Source organism: Novosphingobium sp. (genome assembly GCF_039595395.1).
Lineage (GTDB): Bacteria > Pseudomonadota > Alphaproteobacteria > Sphingomonadales > Sphingomonadaceae > Novosphingobium.
Genome location: NZ_JBCNLP010000006.1, coordinates 87,491 through 108,135 on the forward strand (window position 1 = coordinate 87,491; position 20,645 = coordinate 108,135).

15 protein-coding genes are annotated in these 20,645 nt (G+C 65.9%); 10 read left to right on the forward strand and 5 right to left on the reverse strand.

What is annotated here, in order from left to right; translation table 11 throughout:
- Positions 1–73: 73 nt before the first annotated feature.
- Positions 74–973, reverse strand: coding sequence for an alpha/beta hydrolase (locus tag ABDW49_RS20675; protein ID WP_343614830.1), 900 nt, complete (start codon positions 971–973; stop codon positions 74–76).
- A gap of 133 nt (positions 974–1,106) precedes the next feature.
- On the opposite strand from ABDW49_RS20675, the gene ABDW49_RS20680 reads away from it, so the two are divergent.
- From ABDW49_RS20680 to ABDW49_RS20690, 3 genes are all read left to right on the forward strand, one after another.
- Positions 1,107–2,021 carry an AraC family transcriptional regulator gene (locus tag ABDW49_RS20680; RefSeq protein WP_343614831.1) on the forward strand — a complete coding sequence of 305 codons (915 nt, stop codon included), beginning with the start codon at positions 1,107–1,109 and terminating at the stop codon, positions 2,019–2,021.
- A gap of 266 nt (positions 2,022–2,287) precedes the next feature.
- Positions 2,288–4,345 (forward strand): phospholipase C, phosphocholine-specific, encoded by a 2,058-nt coding sequence (locus ABDW49_RS20685; protein WP_343614832.1) that lies wholly within the window; start codon positions 2,288–2,290, stop codon positions 4,343–4,345.
- A 65-nt stretch (positions 4,346–4,410) separates the two neighbouring features.
- Positions 4,411–5,766, forward strand: coding sequence for an amino acid transporter (locus ABDW49_RS20690; RefSeq protein WP_343614833.1), 1,356 nt, complete (start codon positions 4,411–4,413; stop codon positions 5,764–5,766).
- Here the strand turns inward: ABDW49_RS20690 and ABDW49_RS20695 are convergent.
- Both ABDW49_RS20695 and ABDW49_RS20700 read right to left on the reverse strand, forming a co-directional pair.
- The gene (locus ABDW49_RS20695; protein ID WP_343614834.1) at positions 5,742–6,509 is read right to left on the reverse strand and encodes a DeoR/GlpR family DNA-binding transcription regulator; all 768 of its coding nucleotides are present in this window, start codon (positions 6,507–6,509) and stop codon (positions 5,742–5,744) included. The genes ABDW49_RS20690 and ABDW49_RS20695 overlap by 25 nt on opposite strands.
- Before the next feature lie 196 nt (positions 6,510–6,705).
- A complete protein-coding gene (locus tag ABDW49_RS20700) occupies positions 6,706–9,714 on the reverse strand; it encodes a carboxypeptidase regulatory-like domain-containing protein (protein ID WP_343614835.1) in 3,009 nt (1,002 codons plus the stop codon).
- Positions 9,715–9,896: 182 nt separating this feature from the next.
- Here ABDW49_RS20700 and ABDW49_RS20705 point away from each other — a divergent pair, with 182 nt between their 5' ends.
- Positions 9,897–10,523, forward strand: coding sequence for a glutathione S-transferase (locus ABDW49_RS20705; protein WP_343614837.1), 627 nt, complete (start codon positions 9,897–9,899; stop codon positions 10,521–10,523).
- Here the strand turns inward: ABDW49_RS20705 and ABDW49_RS20710 are convergent.
- Both ABDW49_RS20710 and ABDW49_RS20715 read right to left on the reverse strand, forming a co-directional pair.
- On the reverse strand, positions 10,511–11,920 hold the full coding sequence (locus ABDW49_RS20710; RefSeq protein WP_343614838.1) for an ATP-binding protein: 1,410 nt from the start codon (positions 11,918–11,920) through the stop codon (positions 10,511–10,513). The two genes, ABDW49_RS20705 and ABDW49_RS20710, sit on opposite strands and share 13 nt — an antisense overlap.
- The gene (locus tag ABDW49_RS20715) at positions 11,917–12,627 is read right to left on the reverse strand and encodes a response regulator (protein WP_343614840.1); all 711 of its coding nucleotides are present in this window, start codon (positions 12,625–12,627) and stop codon (positions 11,917–11,919) included. Before ABDW49_RS20715 ends, ABDW49_RS20710 begins: the two co-directional genes overlap by 4 nt.
- A gap of 148 nt (positions 12,628–12,775) precedes the next feature.
- On the opposite strand from ABDW49_RS20715, the gene ABDW49_RS20720 reads away from it, so the two are divergent.
- From ABDW49_RS20720 to ABDW49_RS20745, 6 genes are all read left to right on the forward strand, one after another.
- Entirely contained in the window at positions 12,776–15,061 is a 2,286-nt protein-coding gene (locus ABDW49_RS20720; protein WP_343614842.1) for a TonB-dependent siderophore receptor, read from the forward strand.
- A gap of 164 nt (positions 15,062–15,225) precedes the next feature.
- The gene (locus ABDW49_RS20725) at positions 15,226–17,514 is read left to right on the forward strand and encodes a TonB-dependent receptor (protein ID WP_343614844.1); all 2,289 of its coding nucleotides are present in this window, start codon (positions 15,226–15,228) and stop codon (positions 17,512–17,514) included.
- A gap of 5 nt (positions 17,515–17,519) precedes the next feature.
- Entirely contained in the window at positions 17,520–18,086 is a 567-nt protein-coding gene (locus ABDW49_RS20730) for a hypothetical protein (protein ID WP_343617337.1), read from the forward strand.
- The gene (locus ABDW49_RS20735) at positions 18,083–19,594 is read left to right on the forward strand and encodes a PepSY-associated TM helix domain-containing protein (RefSeq protein ID WP_343614846.1); all 1,512 of its coding nucleotides are present in this window, start codon (positions 18,083–18,085) and stop codon (positions 19,592–19,594) included. The genes ABDW49_RS20730 and ABDW49_RS20735 overlap by 4 nt, the downstream gene beginning before the upstream one ends.
- A gap of 78 nt (positions 19,595–19,672) precedes the next feature.
- Positions 19,673–19,942: a hypothetical protein gene (locus ABDW49_RS20740; RefSeq protein ID WP_343614848.1), complete on the forward strand. Its 270-nt coding sequence runs from the start codon at positions 19,673–19,675 to the stop codon at positions 19,940–19,942.
- A 225-nt stretch (positions 19,943–20,167) separates the two neighbouring features.
- Entirely contained in the window at positions 20,168–20,641 is a 474-nt protein-coding gene (locus ABDW49_RS20745) for a YaiI/YqxD family protein (protein ID WP_343614850.1), read from the forward strand.
- Positions 20,642–20,645 lie beyond the last annotated feature (4 nt).

A 20,645-nucleotide genomic window follows, 5' to 3' on the forward strand; every position in this document is an offset into this window, starting at 1 on the left:
ATGAGGATCGGCGCAGGCTAGAACATTGTCCTCCGGCAGGGAAGCAGGCGAGTCGCCGCCGGCCCTCACGGCCTCACAGGGAGGCGGTGAAAAACCGCGCCAGTTGCGCCACCGCATCATTCACGGGCCCCTCGCGATCATAGAGGTCGACATGGCTGGCCTGCGCGACGGTGTGGAGCGTCTTGGGTTCCCCGGCTCTGGCGAAGGCCTGCTGCGACATCCACGCCGTCACCGCATGCTGCGCGGTGATCATCAGCAGGGGGCGCGGGGCGATCATGTCGATAAAGCGGAAGGCGTCGAAGGTGGCCATGCGGTCAAGGCTGTCCCAGCTCAGCGCCCTGGCCGAGCGGGGATGCTGCGCGCGCGGCGTGCAGTAATAGTCCCAGCCTTCGAAGACATGCTGACCGCCCGCCCGTGCCTCTTCCTCATTGGCGGGGAAGACGGGCAGGGCGCCCATGGCCTCGCCGCGCGCCGCGCGGCTGCGGGCCTGTGCCGCGCCCTCGAGGAGGGCGTCGAGAACTGCCGGATCCTGCTGGCCATCGGCGCCCACGCGCATCTGCAGCCCGACATCGACCGCCGCGACACTCGCCACGGCCCGGATGCGCCGGTCGCCAGCCGCTGCCGCGATGGCATAGCCGCCCGAGGCGCAGATGCCCAGAACCCCGATTCTTTCAGCGGCGATGCCGGGCAGGGTGGCGAGGAAGGAGACGGCTGCCTTGATGTCCTCGATGCGCTGCGCCGGGTCTTCGCGCCCGCGCGGCAGGCCTTCGCTCTCGCCCTGAAAGGCGGCATCAAAGGTCAGCACGGTCAGGCCCTTGTCCGCCAGCTTGGCGGCATAGAGCGCGGGGGATTGTTCCTTGGTCGCGGTGCCGGGGTGGCCGATGATGATGGCCCGCCCGTTGGGCTCGGCAGGTGTGTAGAGATGCGCGGCAAGCCTGATGCCAGCGCTGGGAAAAGAAACGTCGGTCCGCATGATGGGTCTCCTCGGGTGTGAGGACCATGTGGGGAGGCCAGACGCCGGAGTGTTAGACCGCAACCACCAGAAACATGCACAATCCTGCCAATCATGATGATGACAGGCCGGAAGGCTGGTGTCATAAAGCGCCATGGCCGCCCCCCTGCTTGCCGAACTGTGTGATCTTATCGCCCGCCATGTGGTGGAATCGGGCGCGCCGCTGGCGGCTCTGCCCAACATAGTGCTGGGTCTGGAAACCGGGGCGACTCTGCCCTGCATCCATGTCGCCGAACCGGTCTTTTCGCTGATCGCGCAGGGCACCAAGCAGATCGAGGTGGGCGACAGAACGCTGACCTACGGCCCCGGAGAGGGGATGGCGGTGTCGATCGAACTGCCGATGAACACCTTCGTGATCGACGCCAGCCGGGAGAAGCCCTTTCTGGGCGTGGGCCTGCGCATCCGCCCCGAAGCCGTGGCCGCGCTGCTGCTGGAGCAACCGGGAGGAGGCCTGCCTCCCGATCCGGCGGGCATCGTGGTGGGCACCATGCCCGAGGCGCTGATCGAGGCGGTGATCCGCCTGCTGCGTCTGCTCGATCATCCCGCCGACCTTGCGGTGCTGGGCCCGGCGATGGAGCGGGAAATTCTCTGGCGCCTGCTCGGCACGCCTGCGGGGGCGGTGCTGCGCCAGATCGGGCTGGCGGACAGCCATACCACGCGGATCGGGCAGGCTCTGCAGTGGCTGCGCCACCATCTGGCCGAGCCGGTGCGGGTGAGCGATCTGGCCGCGATGGCCGGGATGAGCGCAACCTCATTCCACCGCCATTTCCGCGCTCTGACCGCGATGACCCCGGTGCAGTATCAGAAGCAGTTGCGCCTGCATGCCGCCCGCGCCCGCCTGATGGCCAGCGCCGAAAGTGTGACGCGGGTGGCTTTCGCGGTCGGCTATGAAAGCCCCTCGCAGTTCAGCCGCGAGTATCGGCGGCAATATGGCCAGCCCCCTGCCCGCGATGGGCGGCTGTGCCGGCAGCAAGGGCCGGGCAGCGCGTCGTTCAAGCCATCGGTTTGATGGTTTTATGTGGATAATCTGCAAAATAAACGCATTTTCATATCATTGTCACATGCCTTCCACATAGCGCGGCCGAGGCAGTGAGAGTCTGTTTGGAAATCCGGCGAAAGCCGGATTTGCGGCACCAGCCCTCTCCCCCACCCGGCCACCCATATCATCCTTTCGTTGGGTGGCCGGGTGGGGGAGAGGGCTGGTGCCGCGCTGAACATGCGCTTTAGCGCATGTTCCAAACGGGCAGTGACAATGGACATGAACGGAGCCCGGCTGTGGCGATCAATCGCAGGATGTTTCTTCTCGGCACGTCGAGCGCGGCGGTCGCGGCGGCGGCCACGGCCCGCCCGCTGCATCGCCTGAGCGCGCGCGGCTCGATCCAGGACATCGAGCATGTCGTGATCCTGATGCAGGAAAACCGCTCCTTCGATCACTATTTCGGCAGGCTGCGCGGCGTGCGCGGTTTTGGCGATCCGCGTCCGGTCACCCTGCCGGGCGGCAGGCCGGTCTGGGCGCAGCGCCGCGCCGACCGCGATGGCGGGCAGATCGCCTGGCCCTTCCGGCTCGACTATAACAGCAGCAATGCGCGCTGCTTCACCGGCCTCGACCATAGCTGGAAGGACAGTCAGGCGCGCTGGCGCAACTGGGACGTCTGGGCCGATCAGAAGGGGCCGCTGACGATGGCGCATCTCACCCGCGCCGATCTGCCCTATTATTACGCGCTGGCCGACCAGTTCACGATCTGCGACGCCTATCACTGCTCGCTGCAGGGGCCGACGGGGCCGAACCGCCTCTTCCATTTCACCGGCACCAGCGGGCTGAGCGTCGGGCAAGAGGGCGAATATTGCGTCACCAATGGCGGCAGCGATGCCAACCCCGGCGCGGATATGGCCAGGGACGACGACACCGATGGCCTGCCCTGGCGCACCTATGCCGGGCGGCTGGAGGAGGCGGGTGTGTCATGGCGGGTCTATCAGGAGCTGGCCAATTATTCCGACAATCCGCTGGGCTATTTCAAGGAGTTCCGCAAACTCGACAAGGCGTCCTCGCGCTACAGGCGCGGGCGGGCCTATGTCGACTGGGTCGACGGCGTCGCGCCAGAAGACCCGGAAAAGACCCAGGCCCGCCATCTGATCGCCGCCTTCGCGAAAGATGTGGCGGAGGATCGCCTGCCGCAGGTCTCGTGGATCGTGCCGATGATGCAGATGAGCGAGCATCCCGATGCCCCGGTGCCCTTTGGCGAGGCGCTGATCGGCCAGCTTGTCGCCGCGCTGGCGGCCAATCCCAAGGTCTGGGCCAAGACGGCCTTTATCCTCAACTATGACGAGAATGACGGCTTTTTCGACCATATTCCCGCGCCCATGCCCGCCATCGCCCCGCATTATGGCGCGGGCAATGTCGATGTGCGCGGCGAGACCTGGCAGGGCGAGCCGGTCGGGCTGGGGCCGCGCGTGCCGATGATGGTGATCTCGCCCTGGACGCGGGGTGGCTGGGTGAACTCGCAGCTTTTCGACCATACGTCGGTGCTGCGGTTTCTGGAAAAGCGCTTCGGTGTGGGCGAGCCCAACATCTCGCCATGGCGGCGCGCGATCTGCGGCGATCTGACCTCGATCTTCGATTTCGATGTGCCGCTTGAGGCGCGGCGCGACACGCGCTGGCTGCAGGCGCTGCCCTCCGTGGCGGGCTACATCGCCGAGACCGAGCAGCTCTGCAAGGCCGCCCCGCCGCCGGCCATCGCGACCGCCAAGACCGTGCCAGCACAGGAGCCCGGCACCCGCCCGGCGCGCGCTTTGCCCTATCGCTTTGCCGTCGAGCCGGTCTGGAGCGATGCCGGTCTGACGCTGGGTTTCGTCAATGATGGCCCCGTGGGCATCGTCTTTGGCGTGCAGGATGAGATTGCCTTCCCCGGCTGGCGCTATGTCACCGTGGCGGCAGGATCGCGCCTGAAGGAAGACTGGCCGCTGCGCGCCGATCAGCCCCATGCCCTTGTGGTACGCGGCCCCAATGGTTTTCAGCGCGAATTTCGCGGCTCCGGCGTGGAGCGGATCGCCGTGCAGGTCCTCTGGCGTGAGGATGGCAGCGGCGGCACGCTGCATCTCGCCAGTCGCGGCGCTGCGGCGGTGAGCATCACGATGCATTGCGCTCATGGCGGCACGCGCGACCACTTCACCCTCTCGGGCACGATGCAGCGCGCCATCCCGCTGGCCGACCACCGCTGGTACGATCTGCTGCTGACCAGCGCGGATGGCACAAGCCTGCGTCTGGCCGGGCATGTCGAAACCGGCCGCCCCGGCATCAGCGAGCCCGCCCCGGCCTTTCCTCACCCCGTTTGAGCCACGACTGTCATCATCGTGTTGCACAAGCCGCCTAGCTGGGCCAGTCGGCGAGGAAAGGCGACATGGACGACGAGAGGAGCACTGGGGGGACCACCACCGACAGCCCGCTGCTGGAACCGCGCTTCCTTGCCTTGGCGATGATGGAGTTCTGGGAGCGCTTCGCCATGGCGGGGGTGAAGTCGCTGCTGGTGCTGATGCTGGTCGATCAGGTGCTGGCCGGAGACCTCGCCCGCGTGGCGGGGGCCACGACGCTCCATAGGCTGCTGGGCCCGGTTTCGACCACAGGCTTTGCCTCGCAGCTTTACGGCTGCGCCAATGCGCTGATCTATCTGTCCATTCCCCTGGGCGGACTGGTCGGGGATCTGGGCGGAAGCCGCAGATTGCTGGTGCTGGGCGGGGGTGGCGGCATGTTGCTCGGCCTGATGCTGATGCTGGGCAAGGGCAGTTTCCTGATCGGGCTGATCCCTTTCGCGCTCGGCACAGGCCTGCTGAAGGGCAATCTCTCGGCGCAGCTCGGCATGCTCTATGCCAATGAGGCGCGGCGGCGGCGAGCCTACACCGCCTATCTCGGCTTTCTCAATGCGGGCACGATCGGCGGCCCGCTGGTGTGCGGCGCGCTGGCGCTGTTTTATGGGCCGGTCTGGGGGCTCGGTGCGGCGGCGGCAGGGCTGACCATCGGGCTGGGGTTCTATGCGCGCAGCGGCGCGGAGATCGCCCGGCCTCCCGTGGCCGTGATGGCTGACCGCGTGTCACTGGGCGCCGCTCCGGCGGTCGGCCTGCTGATCGTCGCGCTGGCGGCGGTCTATCTGTGCTTTGCCGCCTATGAGCAGCTCAACAACATCTTCCTGATCTGGGCGCGGACGCATCTGGATCTGCGGCTGGGCGGCTGGGCGATGCCGGTGGCGTGGTTCCTCTCGCTGGATGGCGCTTTCACCCTGATGCTGATCACCCTGTCGCAATGGGCAACCCGCGCGCTGGAGCGGCGCGGGCATGCCATCAGCGCCAGCGTGCAGGTGCTGATGGGCGGGCTGTGCTGCACGGCGGGCTATCTGATCCTGACCATCGGCAGCGCCGAGGGGCCATCGCTGCCGCTGCCCTGGGCCATCACCTATGTGCTGCTGATCGATGCGGCGATCGTGCTGATCTGGCCCTCGGGGCTCAGCCTGATCGCCGGGGCAGCCCCGCGCCGGCGCGTCGGCTTCTGGATGGGGCTGTTCTATCTCCACGGCTTTTTCGCCAACCTGTGGGTCGGCTTCAGCGGGGTCTGGTACGACAGGATCGGCGCCCCCGCCTTCTGGCTGCTGCATGCCGGCGTGGCGGGATGCGGCGCCTTGCTGATGCTGGTGGCCGGGCTGCCCCTGATGGGCGCCGCGCGCCGTGCCGAGGGGCGCGCTCAGGCGATCACCACCTCGGCGTGAGCGAAGGCGCGGGCGTAATCCTCGTCCAGCGGCGTGTCGGTGACGAGAATGTCGACATCGTTGAGCGCCGCCGTCTGGATCAGCGCATAACGCCCGATCTTCGAGGAATCGGCGGCCAGCAGCACGCGCTTGGAGGTGGCATAGGCGATCCGGCTCATGGCGGCCTCGCCGGGGTGGAAGTCCATCAGGCCCCGCTCGATGCTGATGCCGCCGACCGACAGGATGGCCAGATGCGGCGTGAAGCCGCGCACATAATCCTGCGCCACATGGTCGGAAAAGGCGCGATAATCGTAATCCATCTGCCCGGCGGCAAGGAACAGGCGGTTGTTGTTGATGCCGCCCAGATCGCTGGCCACCTGCAGCGAATTGGTGATGACCGTCAGCGAGCGCCTTTCGACCAGCTGGCGGGCGATAAAGCAGCTTGTGGTGCCCGAATCGATGAAGAGGATCGCGCCATCGTCGATCAGCTCGGCGGCCGCGCGGGCGATGCGCAGCTTGGCGTCGGCATTCTCCTCCATGCGCTGGTGGAGCGGCCCCTCATGCACCTGCGTGGCCAGACGCGCCCCGCCATGCTCGCGGATGATGACGCCCTGCTCCTCCAGCGCGCGCAATTCGCGGCGGATTGTCTCGTCCGAGACGGCAAGATCGCTGGCCAGCGCCAGCACCGACAGGGTCCGCCCGCTGCGCATCCGCGCGATGATCTCGCGCTGACGCTGTGATCGTTTTTCGATTGTGGCCTCCATCGTTTCGCCGCACGGCTGTTTGCCCGGCGGCGCATGCTTTGGCAATTGCGGGCCGCTGGGGAGCGGCCCTCGCAGACGCGGCATCGGCTCGTTTTCCCGCCCGGATACCCAACGGACGTATCCTATGGGTGGCCGGGCGGGGGAGCGGGCCGGTGCCGTAAAATCCGGCTCTTCCGCCGGATTTTCAAACGACTCTTTAAAACCCGATCCGCGCCGTCAGGCGGAAGGAACGCGGGTTCTGGTAATTGACCGGGCTGCGGTAATCGGGGTTGACCGATCCGTCGCTCTGCTCGCCGAAATTGTTGTAGGCGGTGACCGACTGGCTGTTGAACAGGTTGAACACGTCCAGCCGGATCGAGGCATCCACCCCATGCGGCAACGGCAGATGCGCCACCGCGCTGATGTCGAACTGGGTCAGCCAGTCGCCCATGAAGGCGGTGCCGCGCGGGATCAGCTGGCCCTGACAGTAAAAGCCATAGCCGTGATAGGTGTTGGCATAGGCATCGACGCTGAGCGGCACAGAGCCGATGCAGCTGTAATGCGCTGCCGACTGCACGACGGCATTGGCGCCCAGATCGAGGAAGGGCAGCAGGCGATAGCTGCCATAGGCCTTGAAGCTGTGGCGGCGGTCGCTGGGCAGATAGCCATAGGCGCCGTTGACGAAGCCGGGCGAGTCGAAATCGGCGCTGCGGTTGATCGACAACTGGCCGTTCTCCGAGCGAACGCCGCCCTCGTAATTGCCGCGGTTGAACGACAACGTGTAGGAGGCCGACAGGCTCCATTTCTGGTCGAAGCTGCGGTCGAAGGTCAGCGTCAGCGCATTGTAGGTGCGGCTGGGCATCGGGTAGCCCAGATCGGCGGCTTTCAGCGTCACCACCGGCGTCGAGCCATCGGGCAGCTTGTTGAGCTGCACCGTCACATCCTTGCCGGGATTGGCGATGACGAACTGGTTGCCGCCCGAGAAGGTCGAGGTGCAGGACGCCACCGACATGCCCAGCCCGATGCAATATTTGCGCGCGGCCAGATCGATCGACATATCCTCGATCACATTGGTCAGCTCGCGGTGCGTGAAGCTGGCGCCGATGCGGATATGATCGCCGAACTGATGCTCGGCGCCGATGATGAACTCATTGTCGGATTGCGGCTTGATGTTGGTTGCGATCGTGCCCGAGGGGTTGAAGGCCGAGCCATCCGCCGAAACCTCGCAATTGGCGATGCCGGTGTCGGGGCAGGCCCTGGTGTTGGCCACGTTCAGCAACGCCGCGCCCGCGACCGGGATGCTGTTGGCGCCCAGCCCGTTGAAGCGGTTGTAGCGCGTGTAGGTGACCAGGCTGCCCGCGACGTTCAGATTGATGTCGCCCGCCATCGGCAGGTAATATTTGGAATAGGAGCCAAAGATCTTGGTCCGCCCGTCGCCCAGCGGATCGAAGGAGGCGCCCAGACGCGGGGCCCATTGGTTGCCCGATTTGAAGAAGGACTGGCCGTTCACGCCCTGGTTGCTGAAGCGGTCGTTGCGCAGCCCCAGATCGAGCCGCAGTCGGTTGTTCAGCAGAGACCACTGGTCCTGAATGTAGAAGGCCTCATTGCGGACATGGGCGGTGCCGTTCTGGGCATAGACGCGGGTGGTGTAATAGGTCTCGCCCACCGGCAAGCCGATGCGCGCGGCCGAATCCGCCGTGACATTGTAGATCTTGAAGGCGCCCGCGCCGATGGTCTGGAAGGTCTGGACCTGCTTGTCATTCTCGTGGTCGTAACCGAAGCGGATGTGGTGCGCGCCCACCAGATGGAACTGGAGGTCGGCATCGATGCGGTAGAAACGGCGCGTGTCGTCGGTTTCGCTGAAGGCGTCGGTCACCTTGTTGGCGCCGATCTGGATGCCGGCGGGGTCGGTGCGATAATCGACCACCTGCGAATTGACGGTGTCGAGCGGCAGATTGCCCGAGCGCAGCTTGTTGACGCCATAAGCGGCCGACAACGTCAGCCAGCGGGTGAAGGTGCCGGTGTAGCGCCCCACATAGTTGATGCCGCCCGCCCGCGCATTGGTGCCGCCGGTCTCGGCGCCGCGTTGGAAGGTGGTCGTGTTCCAGTCATAGCTGCGGTTGCGCGTGTCGTTGGTCGAGTCGAAATAGGTGAATTCGAAATGGTGGTCGCCGGTGATGTATCCGTCGATCTTGCCGCCCCAGAAGGGGCTGCGGTTGACGGTGCCGGTCGCGTTGTTCTGGTTCTTCGCGGGCGTGAAGGAACTGATGTCGCGGAAATTGTAGAGGCCGTAGACGAAGAGGTGATCCTTGATGATCGGGCCGCTGGCCTGGAAGATCAGCTCCTGCCGGCTGGCGCTGGCATGGGCGTAATCGGTGGTGCGGGTCGAGGGCGAGGTGGCGCGCAAACCGTTGGGCTCGGTCAGCGCGGTGACGCTGGCGTGATACTGGTTCGAGCCCGATTTGGTGGTGGCCACCACATAGCCGCCGGTCGCGCGGCCAAATTCGGCGGGGGCGCCGCCGGTCTTGACCTCGACGGTCTGATAGAAGTCGAAAGGCACTTCGGTTGGCTGGCCGCCCGACACGAAGTCGGTGACGTTCAGGCCGTTGATGTAGAAGGCGTTTTCGGTAAAGGCAGCGCCGCCGATCGACACCTGATTGGCAAAGCCGGCATTTGCGGGCGAGGAGCCCTGCACCGTGCCCGGAGTGAGCAGCATGACATCGCGCAGCGAGCGGCCGATAGGCACGCGCTGGGTCAGTGAGGCCAGATTGATCGTGCTGCCGACCGTGGTGTCCTGAAAATCGGCGACGCGCTGGCGCGATCCGGTCACGACAATGTCGCCGCTGCGGGTCGCCGGGGCCAGGCGGAAGCTGTTGGCGCCGCCGGTCTCGCGCGTCAGGGCAATGCTGCGCTCGCTGTAGGTCGCGAAGCCCTCGGCCGTGATGGTGACATCGTAATTGCCCGGCGAAAGCTGGGGGATCGTATAGGCGCCCGTGCCATCGGTCTTCACGCTGCGGCTGACGCCCTTGTCCGAGGAGGTGATCTTCACCTCGGCATTGGCGATCGGCGCGCCATCCTGCCCGGTCACCCGGCCCGAGGCCGCGATGTTGGTGTAATCCTGGGCTTGCGCGGCACTTGTGGTGATGGCGACGGCGGACACCGTGGTGCCGAGCATCAGCAGCGCGCGCAAGGCAGCGCGCGCGCAGCAGCGCGTGGAGCGGAACATGAGGAACCCCCTTTGGAGAAACGAAGATGGCGGAGGCGGCCCGGCCGCATCCCGATCGTCGGATTAGGAGGCATTGGTGGAATTTTTGTGACAATCAAACATAAAGACCACAAAATAACCACGGTAAGGCCCATAAGCATGCCGCAGTTGGAGCGGAGCGTGTCGCCTGATACAGGCGGGCCATGCAGGCAGACCCCATCCTCTACAGCTTTCGGCGTTGCCCCTATGCGATGCGGGCGCGGCTGGCCCTGACGATCAGCGGCGCGGCTTTCGCCCTGCGCGAGATCAAGCTTTCGGCCAAGCCGCAGGCCATGCTTGAGGCTTCCCCCAAGGGGACGGTGCCGGTGCTGGTGCTGCCCGACGGCAGGGTTATCGACGAGAGCCTCGACATCATGCGCTGGGCGCTGATGCGGCATGACCCGGAAGGCTGGCTGGCGCGTGACGATGGGGCGCTTGTCACCACCAATGATGGCGCCTTCAAACATGCGCTCGACCGTTACAAATACCCCGAGCGCCACGATGGCGACGCGCTCACCCATCGCGCGCGGGGGCTGGCGTTTCTGGAATTGCTCGACCGCCGTCTGAGCACCGCCGGGCAGCTTTGCGGCGCGGAGCGTGGATTGGCCGATGCGGCGATCATGCCCTTCGTGCGCCAGTTCGCGGCGGTCGACCGGACGTGGTTCGATGCGCTGCCCTTGCCGCATCTGAAGCGATGGCTGGAACAGCATCTGGCATCGGAGCTGTTCGACCAGATCATGCAGCGGTTTGCGCCATGGTCGCCCGATACGGCTGGGGTTCAGGCATCCTGAACGGCATGGGGTATCGCCAGATGCACCGACAGCCCGCCTTCGGCCCGGTTGCGCAGGGTCAGGCTGCCGCCATGGGCCAGCGCGATCTTGCGCGCGATGCTGAGGCCCAGCCCGACGCCGCCCAGATCGGCATTGCGCGAATGCTCAAGGCGATAGAAGGGCTCGAACACGGCTTCCAACTGATCGTCGGCGATGCCGGGGCCATGGTCGCGAATCTCGATCACCGCTATTTGCTTATCTCCTGAGGCATGGATTTCGGCGCTGCCCGCATAGCGCAGGGCATTGTCGAGCAGATTTTGCACGCATCGACGCAGGCTCTGGGGGAAGCCATGGATGGGGCGGCCCACCTGTCCCGTCAGCGTGACGGCCTGCCCGGCCAGATTGGCCACCATCATCGCCAGCATCAGATCGAGATCCACCATCTCCCGCACGCTGTCCTCCACGCCGCTTCGCGCGAAGGAGAGGGTGGCATCCACCATCTCTTCCATATCCGACAGATCGGCCCGGAAGCTGGCGCGCAGGGCCTCGGAGGGCAGCATCTCGCTGCGCAAACGAAGCCGGGTAATGGGTGAGCGCAGATCATGCGAGATCGCCGCCAGAAAGCGGCTGCGCTCTTCCATATTCTCGATGATCTGGCGCTGCATGGCATTGAAGGCCTCGGCGGCGCCGCGCACCTCGCGGGGGCCGCAGGTTTGCAGCGGAGGGCTGTGAATGTCGCGGCGCAGCGCTTCGGCGGCATCGCCCATGCGCTTGAGCGGGTTCATCGCCAGACGCACCGCCAGCAAGGTCAGCGCGACCACGATCAGAATGCGCAGCAGATAGATGCGCAGGATATAGTCGAGGATCGTGCCAGCGCGGTCGAGATCGGCGCCATTCTCATCCTCCTGCCCGCGCGCGATCAGCCAGGGGTCTTGCGGGCTCAGCCTGGCGGCCACCAGAAAGGAGGCGGTGGGATCATGCGCGGTCATCATCGCCAGACTGCCTGCCGGGCGGTTGTTTTCATCCATCAGCGCGGCATCGATCACCCGCACCTCGACCGGGCGCCCCAGATGCAGCCGGATGACCTGAGCCAGCAAGGGCGCGATGCGTGTCTGATCGCCCGAGGCCGTCACCGGGGCGGGCAGTTGCATGGACAGGCTGGGCGCAAATCCCGGCGTGGTCAGCGTTTGCAGCATCGCCTGCCTTGCACCGTCCGGCTGGGTGGAGAGCAGGCGCAGACTGTCGGCGACGCGGGTGGCGAAGACCCTTGTGGGGATCTCCAGCATCTGCCGCCGCCGGCTTTCGAACCAGATGGTGCTGGTCAGCACCTGCGTCAGCACCAGCCCCGCCACCAGAATGCAGGCGATCCGCATCGAGAGCGAGGAGGGCCATAGATGCCCCAACCACCGCCGGATCATGCCTGTGCCGCCACATCCGCCGAGAGGACATAGCCGCCGTTGCGCACAGTGCGGATCAGCATCGGATTGCGCGCATCGTCGCCCAGCATCTGGCGCAGGCGGCTGATGCTCATGTCGATGGCGCGGTCCGCCGGATCGCGCTCACGCCCATAGATGCGCTGCGAGAGGTAATCGCGGCTGAGCGTCTGATAGGGTTCGCCCAGCAGCGTGCGCAGGGTGAGGAAATCCACCCCGGCGATCAGCAATGGTTCGGCGCTATCATCCGAGAGCAGCAGGTTGCGTTTCGTGTCCAGAGTCCATCCCGCGAAATGCAGCAGGGCCGGTTCCTCGCTGCGCTGCGTGCTGCGCCCGACGCGGCGCAGGATCACCTTGATGCGCGCCAGCAGCTCGCGCGGGTCGAAGGGCTTGGCCAGATAATCGTCGGCGCCCATTTCCAGCCCGACGATGCGGTCGATCAGCGCGCCGCGCGCGGTCAGCATGATGACGGGGATGTCCAGACGCTCCACCAGAGAACGGCACAGCGAAAGCCCATCGGTGCCCGGCAGCATCAGATCGAGGATGATGAGATCGGGCTGATGCTCATCCAGATGCCGCCACATCGCATCGCCATCGCCGACACCCTGGGCACTCATCCCTGCCTCGGCCAGGTAGTCGCAGAGCAGCGCGCGGATCTGCGCATCGTCATCCACCACCAGAATGCTGGTCATGGCCGCATCCGCCAACGCGTTACAATAGCTGACAATTCCGTCGCGTCCCTTACAAATTCAAACAAATCCGCTGATTTCCCCAAGCCCCTGACCTGTTAGCGGGACGCGAGTTATTGCGAATGATCCGCACTATACAGGGGAATTGACGATGTTACCAGCCGCTGACGGCGCGGGCCTTGCGCGTGCGTCCCTCTTTGCCATGGCGATCGGCCTGTGCTGGGCCGCGCCCGTGATGGCCGCCGAAACCGCGACCGATGAGGATGAGCGCTCGATCACGGTCACGGGCCAGCAGATGGACGGGCCCGACACCTATACCGCGCAGCATCAGAACGCCGCCATCGGCCTTGACCTGTCCCCGCGCGAAACGCCCCAGACCATCACCGTGCTGACCCGCCAGTTGCTGGACGACCAGCGCATCGAGACCATCGACGACGTGCTGGGCAAGACGCCGGGCGTCTCCTCCTATGCGCAGGACAATGCGGGGCGCACCACCTATCGCTCGCGCGGGTTCGACATCACCAATTACAAGATCGACGGCATGCAGGTCGACGGGCAGACCAATTTCAGCGGCGTGGGCACGTCGATGAATATGGATCTTTACGACAACCTCCAGATCATCCGCGGCGCCAACGGGCTGCTGGGCGGCACGGGCGATCCTTCGGCCACCATCTATCTGCAGCGCAAGGCGCCGGGCACCAAGCTGGCCGCGCAGGGCATGCTGACGCTGGGCAACTGGAACAAGCGCCGCGCGATGGGTGACCTCAACCTGCCGATCACGCGCGACGGCCATGTCCGCAGCCGCCTGGTCTTCACCGACGAAAGCACCGACACCTTCCGCGACCGTGAGCATGTCGCCCGGCGCGGCGTGCTGGGCAATGTCGCGGTCGATCTGGGGCCGCGCACCGTGCTGAACGGCGGGCTGCAGTATGAGCGCACCCGCAACGATGGCGCCTCATGGGGTGGCAATGTGCCGATCTGGTTTGCCGATGGGAGCCTCGCCAATCTGCCGCGCAGCACCAATCCGGTCACCAACTGGAGCGTGGCCAAGCGCGAATCCACCACCGCCTTCGCCACGCTGGACCACCAATGGGGCAAGGACTGGCATCTTCGCCTGTTCTATGCCCATACGGAGGGTTCCAGCTACAGCAACATCGGCGTGGCCAAGGTCAACAATGCCGCGCGCAACATCGGTGGCTTTGCCGGTTTCTGGAACCAGGATGGCACGGGGGCCTTTCTCAACGGCATCCACTCCGAATATGAAGCCAAGCGCGAGAATGTCGACATCAGCCTGTCGGGCTCGTTCCATCTGTTCGGGCGCGACCACCAGCTGATGGCCGGTTTCAACGGTTACCAGAACCGCCAGGCCGAATTTGCCTTCAGCAATGCGCTGGGCAATTGCAACATCGCGGGCGTGGCGCCCTACAGCGGCTGCCAGTATCGCGCGGCGGGCCTGCCGGTTGCCGACTGGCTGACATGGGACGGCTCCTATGCCAATTACAACACCTTCCGCACCAATGCGCGCGGGGTGGACAGCGTCCGCAATGTCGGCGGTTATCTGGCAGGGCGCTTCATTCTGGCCAAGGGTCTCTCGACCATTCTGGGCGGGCGCATCAGCGACTACAAGGTCTGGGGCGGCGATTACAGCGTGGCCAATGTCTACACCGCCGATGCCAGCGCGCGCAGCCATCAGGCCGGGGTGTTCACACCCTATGCCGGTGTGGTCTATGACGTGACCCGGGTGTTTTCGGTCTATGGCAGCTACACCGATGTCTTCACCCCGCAGGGCAATCTGCGCGATGCCGACAACCGCCTGCTCGATCCGGTGCGCGGCTCCAGCTATGAGGCGGGCATCAAGGGTGCGTTCTACGGCGGCAAGCTGAACGCCTCGCTCGCCCTGTTCCGCAACAAGCAGAGCAATGTTGCCGAGAGTACCGGCGCGGTGAACGACATCACCGGCGAGACGATCTATCGCACGATCAACGGCGTGATCTCCAAGGGCGTGGATGTGGACGCCTCGGGCGAGCTGCTGCCGGGGTGGAACATCTTCATGGGCTACAGCTATCTGAACGTGAAGGGCACCTCCTATCGGCAGGATCCGCGCCACCAGTTCCGCCTTTCCACCAGCTACACGCTGCCCGGCGTGTGGAACCGCCTGACCATCGGCGGTGGCCTGTCCAGCCAGAGCAACACGCAATGGTCGACCAACCCCGGTCGTCCGCTGGGTGGTGGCCGCTATGATGCCAGCAATCTGACGGTGGGTGGCTATACGCTGGTCAATCTGATGGCGCGCTATCAGGTGACGAAGCAGGTCCAGCTCTCGGCCAATGTCAACAATCTGACCGACAAGACCTATTATCGCCAATATGGTTTCTATGACGGGCTGATCTATGGCGATCCGCGCTCCTACAGCATGACCTTGCGCGTCCAGCTCTAGCCGTTCCCCATGCCGGGAGCGGTGGCGTCTCCCGGCATGGATCCGCTGCCTGCAACTCCGCACAGGAAGGCGGGAGCCCGTGCTGGATTGCATCAATTGAAAATGCGTTTGATTCTCAATAGCGATCTATATATCAGCCCCCGCGACAAACCGGGGGGAATCCTATGTCGACGCTTTTTGCATCCTGCGCGCTGCTGCTGACCAGCGCCGCGCCCGCTTTGGCCCAGCCTGCCGCCGAAGAACCGGCCACCCGCCAGACCAGTGACGACATCATCGTCACCGGCGAAAAGTCGGACCGCACGATCCGGCACACCACCACCAGCATCGCCGTCACCACGCCCAAAAAGCTGAAGGATGAGGCGATCCTGTCGATCCAGGATGTCTACAACCGCACCGCCAACATGTCGGAAACCTATGGTTCGGCGGGCTTCACCATTCGCGGCGTGAACAACACCGGCGTCTCTGGCGCGGGCAGCGCGGACACCGCCACGGTCTATCTCGACGGCGCGCCGCTGCCCAGCGAGGCGCTGTTCGGCGGCCCGACCGACATGTGGGACATTGCTCAGGTGGAGATCCTGCGCGGGCCGCAATCGACCATTCAGGGCCTCAACGCGCTTGCCGGATCGGTGGTGATCGAGACCAAAGACCCCACCATGCAGTGGAGCGCCGATGGCCGCGTGCTGTGGTCCAGCCAGATGAGCCGCACCTTCTCCGCCGCGCTGGGCGGCCCGATCGTGCCCGGCGAACTGGCCTTCCGCCTCTCGGTCGAACATCGCGCCGACCGGGGGCTGATCCGCAACGTCACGCGCGGCGGCTATGACGACCGCCTGCAATCGCTCAACCTGCGTGGCAAGCTGCTGTGGACGCCCAGCGCGCTGCCCGATCTGACGGTGAAGCTGGGCTACAACCGGGTGCGCCGCGCGGGCGGTTACCTGTACCAATATGTCAACACCAGCCAGCCCGACTATTACAACAACCGCGTTTCGCTGGCGGGCAACCCCAACACCGGCAAAATCGCCACCGACATCGCCAACGGCGACATCTCCTATCGCCTGAGCGACCGCTTCAAGCTGACCAGCGTCACCTCGTGGAACCGCATCCACAGCGATGTGACGGCGGATAGCGACTATGGCCCGCAGGATATCGCCGCGGTCCACAACATCTACACCACCAAGACCGTGACCGAGGAGCTGCGCCTCAACTACAAGGACGAGCGGTTGAGCGGCGTGCTGGGCGGATGGTATTACCACCGCAATCAGCAGTATAACGCCAACAGCCGGATCAACGTCGCCCTGCCGACCGCAACCATCTCGGCCCTGTTGCAGGGCAACGGCTTCCCCGCCGCCGCCGCCAATCAGATCACCACGCTTTATGCCGCGCGACTGCCGGTGATCCCGGTCGCCTATCAGGGCAATCAGCCGATCGGCATCACCACCGCCGCCGTCTTCGGCGATGGGCGTTACAAACTGACCGACCGCCTCTCGCTGATCGCCGGCTTCCGCTACGATCATGAGCGCAACTCGTCCGCCTCCGACAGCACGGCGCTTTTCACCGGCACCTACCCCAATCCGGCGAGTTTCGGCGCGGCGGGCAGCGCGGTCTATCAGGCGGTCAGCGCGATTAACGCGGGCGTGGCCAGCATGGTTGCTTCGGCGGGGGCCAGCGCCCCGCCCGCCACGCGCAATTTCAGCGCATTCCTGCCCAAGGGCGGGTTCAGCATGGACTGGACGCCGCATGTCACCACCGCTTTCACCGTGCAGAAGGGCTATCGCTCGGGCGGCTCCAGCCAGAATGCCGCGCGCTCCACGCTGGAGCCCTACAACCCCGAGCATACGCTCAATTTCGAGGGTTCGCTGCGCTCAAGCTGGCTGGACGACCGGCTGACGCTCAACGCCAATCTGTTCTACACGAAGTGGACCAGCCAGCAGGTCTCGGTGAACCGGGGCATCAACTCCTATGACTACAACACGGTCAATGCGGGCAAGTCGCATCTCTGGGGCTTCGAGGTGGAGGCCAGCCACAAGCTGAGCAAGGTCTTCGACACCTATGCCACGCTGGGCCATGTCGAGACGAAATTCGACCAATTCACCCTGCCCACCGGCACGACCGCGACCGCCTCCAGCCTGTCGGGCTCGGAATTTGCCTATGCGCCGCACTGGACGCTGGCGGGCGGCGTCAATGCCCATCTGGCCAGCGGCTGGACGGGCAATGTCAACGTCAACTGGCGCAGCGGCGTGTTCACCAGCGTCGGCGTCAACCAGCAGCAATATTACGTCGGCGCGCGGGCGGTGGCCAATGCGCGGGTGGGTTATGACGCGGGGCATTGGGGCGCCTATCTGTTCCTGCGCAATGTGTTGAACGCCAAATATCAGCAATATGCCTATGCCGACGGGCATGTCGCCGTGCTGGGCGAGCCGCAGACCATCGGCGGCGAAGTGGATCTGCACTGGTGAGCATCATGGCATGGATCGCGGCCCCCGCGCTGGTGATCGCGGGAGCGGGCGGTGGCTGGTTGCTGCGCATGAGCTGGCGCGACCGCCAGCGCGAACGCCCCGCACTGGTGGCCGCCGGCTGGGCGCTGCTGGTGGCTGGCGCCGCCGGGGCGGGGCTGGTGCTGGGCGTGATGCCCGGCATCGCCACCGCGCTGGCGCTGGCGCCGCTGGGGGTGCTGGCCGTGGTGGCGCAGGGCGCGACATGGCGCGAGGCACGCAAGGCGCGTGACCGCTCCGCCCTGGCGCCGGAACCGCTGGAGGGCACCTCGCGGGCGTGGCGCGGCTGGGCCAAGGGCCTGCTGGCCGGGCCGCTGGGCATGACGGCGGCGATGGGCATCGCCTTTTGCTATGCCGTCTGGATGCCGGGCGCGGTGCAGACGCGGCTGCTGATCGCGGCTTTGCTGGTGCCCCTGCTGTGGGGGCTGGCGATGACCTGGACCCTGGCCGACCAGCGCCTGTTGCGCTCCACCGCCGTGTTGGCGGGCACATCGATGCTGGGCTTCGGACTGGCCTTTCTCAAGGGGATGTCATGATGGCACGCAGCGATAAAACGCCCAAAGGCGGGCTCTATCGCCCCGATATCGTGCGCGCGGTGCTCAGCGGCCATTCGGTGCTGGGCATTGCCTTTGCCGCGGTGATCTATCTGGTGTGCCTGACCGGCGCCCTGTCGGTGTTCCAGCAGGATTTCACGCTTTGGGAGCAGCCGCATCTGCCCCGTGTCGAGAGCATCTCCGACGCGGCTGTGGTACGCGCCGTGGCCAGCGTGGCGCCGCGCGTGGGGGACCAGACGCTCTTTGTCATCTTCCCCGATGACGACATGCCGCGCCTGCGCCTGACCACGCAAAACGCCCATGAGGAGCACAATTGGATCACCGATGCGCAGGGCCGGATCACGGGCGAGGTGGAGACGCCATGGACCGAGTTCCTCACCACCCTGCACATCCAGCTTCATCTGCCGCGCAGTTGGGGCGGCTTTATCGTGGGGCTGACGGGGGTGGCGCTGCTCTCCTCGCTGATCTCGGGCATTCTTTCGCATCCGCGCGTGCTGCGCGATGCGTTTCATCTGCGGCTGGGCGGTTCGCGGCGGCTGCAGGAGGCCGATTGGCACAACCGGCTGGGCGTCTGGGCGCTGCCCTTCCATGTGCTGGTGTCGCTGACCGGGGCGCTGCTGGGGCTCAGCACGATCATCGTGGGGGCGCTGGCGATGCTGCTCTATCGCGGTGATACGGGGCAGGTCTATGCCATGCTGCTGCCGCCCAGACCGGCGCTGGACGCGCGCGCCGCGCCCCCGCCCGACATCGGCGCGATGCTGGCGGCCGCGCGGGCGAGGGCGCCTCTGGCCCAGCCCCATCTGCTGACCATCACCCATGCCGGGCACCGCGACGCCAGCGTGGCGCTGAGCGAGGAACGGCCCGGCCTGCTGGCCGCGCAGGACAGCTTCGTCTTCGATGCGGGCGGGCGGATCATTCAGGAAAAGCACCCCGGCACGCTGACCCTGGGCGAGCAGATTCTGGGCTCGCTGGGCATCCTGCATTTCGGCTGGTTCGGCGGCGTGGCGGTGCGGATCGCCTATGGGCTGCTGGGCCTTGCGCTCTGCGTGGTGACCTCCAGCGGCATTCACGTCTGGCTGGCCCGTCGTCGTGACCGGGGGCGGCCAGCACCGCATTGGGAGCGGGTCTGGGCCAGCATCCTGTGGGGGCAACCGGCGATTCTGGCACTGACCGCCGTGGCCGGCGTGACCGCGCCCGCCATGATCGAGCGGGGCGCGACATGGGTGTGGCTGGGGCTGACCATCGCCTCGCTGATCGCGGCTGCGGTTCTGACGCGGGTGACGGACGCGGAGATCAGGCTCGTGCTGCGCCGGGTGACGGGCGTGCTGCTGGTGGTGACAGCGGTGGCCCATGCCGCGCGCCATGGCGTGAGCGGTGACGGCGTGGCGGTGGATGCCGTACTGGTCGCCGCCGGGATCACGCTGGCATGGTTTCGCCGGGGACAGCGCATCAACGCGGCTGCACCCATCGCCGCAGGTGCCGCCGGATAGCATCCCCGGCGATTGCGCGCGCCGCTTTCCTGACGCAAAAGGCAGGCGGCGCGGGCCGGTGGGCCCGATGGAGTAGGCATGGCATTGATCGAATCCATCGTTCTGGGCGGACTGGCTGGCGCCTTTGTCGAAAGCGGCAAGCGCGGGCTTGTCAAAAGCTGGGGCAACCGGGATCAGCTTCCCCCGGTGATGAAGCTGGTGATGGTCGTCCTGCTGATCGGCACGCCGATGATCCATGCCGGAACGCTCGGCAACTTTGCCGTCGCCGCTTTGGCGACGATCGGGGCTTTTACGGTGGCGCGATGGAGCGTGGCCTCTCTCATCGTGCTGTGGCCATGGCGCCGCTGAGGCCCGGAACCGCGCTGCCGGGGTAGCGGTGGCGGGCATTGTCGACTAAGGGGGACGGGCAAGGCCGCGGCGGATGCTGCGGAACAGGCCTTGCCATGCTCGAACACCCGGCACGTTTCGCGAACCTTCGTGGACCAAACCGCGTCCATGTCGGAGGTTTATGATCCTTGCCAGCCACGCCCGTTTTATGGCCCCCGGCCTCGACGTTTGTCGCGGGGTGACGCTGTGACCGAACGCCAGATCCTGGTCGATGCCGACGCCTGCCCTGTAAAGGAAGAGATCTACAAGGTCGCGCTGCGCCACGGCATTGAGGTGACCATCGTCAGCAACCAGCGCCTGCGTGTGCCCGAGCATCCGCTGATCCGCCGCGAGGTCGTGAGCGATGGCTTCGACGCGGCGGATGACTGGATCGCGCAGGCCAGCTCTGCGGGCTGCGTGGTGATCACGGCGGATATTCTGCTGGCGGATCGCTGCCTGAAGGCCGGGGCAAGCGTGCTGGCGCCCAATGGCAAGGCCTTTACCGAAAGCTCGATCGGCGCGGCCATCGCGACCCGCGCGATCATGACCGATCTGCGCGCCGGGGCCGTGGGCGATCCCATCGGCGGCCCGGCGCCTTTCTCGAAAGCGGACCGCTCGCGCTTTCTCTCCGCGCTCGATGAGGTGCTGGTGCGGCTTGGCAGAGCGATCCCCCGCCGCTGATCCG

Coding starts and splice junctions, on each gene's coding strand:
- ABDW49_RS20675 (WP_343614830.1), bottom strand. CDS start 973: ATGCGGACCGACGTTTCTTTTCCCAGCGCTGGCATCAGGCTTGCCGCG.
- ABDW49_RS20680 (WP_343614831.1), top strand. CDS start 1,107: ATGGCCGCCCCCCTGCTTGCCGAACTGTGTGATCTTATCGCCCGCCAT.
- ABDW49_RS20690 (WP_343614833.1), top strand. CDS start 4,411: ATGGACGACGAGAGGAGCACTGGGGGGACCACCACCGACAGCCCGCTG.
- ABDW49_RS20695 (WP_343614834.1), bottom strand. CDS start 6,509: ATGGAGGCCACAATCGAAAAACGATCACAGCGTCAGCGCGAGATCATC.
- ABDW49_RS20700 (WP_343614835.1), bottom strand. CDS start 9,714: ATGTTCCGCTCCACGCGCTGCTGCGCGCGCGCTGCCTTGCGCGCGCTG.
- ABDW49_RS20705 (WP_343614837.1), top strand. CDS start 9,897: ATGCAGGCAGACCCCATCCTCTACAGCTTTCGGCGTTGCCCCTATGCG.
- ABDW49_RS20710 (WP_343614838.1), bottom strand. CDS start 11,920: ATGATCCGGCGGTGGTTGGGGCATCTATGGCCCTCCTCGCTCTCGATG.
- ABDW49_RS20715 (WP_343614840.1), bottom strand. CDS start 12,627: ATGACCAGCATTCTGGTGGTGGATGACGATGCGCAGATCCGCGCGCTG.
- ABDW49_RS20720 (WP_343614842.1), top strand. CDS start 12,776: ATGTTACCAGCCGCTGACGGCGCGGGCCTTGCGCGTGCGTCCCTCTTT.
- ABDW49_RS20725 (WP_343614844.1), top strand. CDS start 15,226: ATGTCGACGCTTTTTGCATCCTGCGCGCTGCTGCTGACCAGCGCCGCG.
- ABDW49_RS20730 (WP_343617337.1), top strand. CDS start 17,520: ATGGCATGGATCGCGGCCCCCGCGCTGGTGATCGCGGGAGCGGGCGGT.
- ABDW49_RS20735 (WP_343614846.1), top strand. CDS start 18,083: ATGATGGCACGCAGCGATAAAACGCCCAAAGGCGGGCTCTATCGCCCC.
- ABDW49_RS20740 (WP_343614848.1), top strand. CDS start 19,673: ATGGCATTGATCGAATCCATCGTTCTGGGCGGACTGGCTGGCGCCTTT.